The following is a 915-nucleotide window of genomic DNA, read 5'->3' as shown; positions in this document are numbered from 1 at the left end:
AAATCCTTATGTCATCTATAGATAGCGTCGGAAATTCATCAATGCCGAAATCCAGATAGTTAGCTGCAACACCGTTTTTTCTCGCTATTTGGATTGCAATCAATCGCTCTCTGGTTGACTGTGCAACGGCGCAAATATAGTCACTGACGATTAATTTCTTGGCTATCCGTCCTTTTCCTCTCCCCGTTCCGAACTCATCCAAAATAGACTTTTTGATAGCTTCTTTATCCTGATGTGTTAGTCGCAATTTATCGTCAAACGTGACAGTAAACTCAATCGGAATATGTGTCGGCCTGATGAATTTAATGTCATAGGTTGGCGGTAAATAGGGGAAATTAACTGTGTCCTGATATTTGACAGAGGTGTTTCCCACGAAAGAGCATCCCGAACCCGCCTTAATCCATATCATCTTGGCAATTTCATTATCATCACCACCCACCACAGAGACCGCGATAGAGTTCCTGATTAACGGGTAATTAGTTACTCCAACCATGATGGTTGCATCAGAGGGATTGTCGATAACATAACAATCAATGACATTGTTGATATTGGATACCGCGCCATAAGTAGCAGCATTGGTATTTTTGGCATTGATCGCAACAGATTCCTGCCGCCTCAGTTCAAACTCCTGCCGTGATTCCTCATCCCTGCCGACAATAGCCGCCGTTTTATTGATGACCGAGTCAACGCCATTGATATTTTTGACCATGCGGTTAATGGTTCCTGTCGAGGCTATAACTCTGCCCACTACATCACAGTGAACGTTGACCGTTGCTAATCCATTATCACCAATTCTGGCCTCTGCCTGTGTGCTCCATGTTTTCCCTGAGTCATCGGTAACCTGAAATCCAACCGGAATAGCCGTATTTGCCAGTCCGTTAATCGTGACCTCAGCCACTGATTTTGTTGCCCGCT

The 915-nt window shown here is 44.4% G+C and carries 1 protein-coding gene; it reads right to left on the bottom strand.

The genetic code is table 11. From position 1 onward, the window contains the following. Positions 1–915: baseplate J/gp47 family protein (locus PSI14_RS19960; protein ID WP_273577723.1), on the bottom strand; the 915-nt coding region annotated here is incomplete at both ends.

Origin of the sequence: Xenorhabdus anantnagensis, assembly GCF_028598555.1 — a bacterium.
In the GTDB taxonomy this organism is placed as follows: domain Bacteria; phylum Pseudomonadota; class Gammaproteobacteria; order Enterobacterales; family Enterobacteriaceae; genus Xenorhabdus; species Xenorhabdus anantnagensis.
Note: the sequence above shows the minus strand (reverse complement) of the source record. Positions and strands in the feature narration are given on the sequence as shown.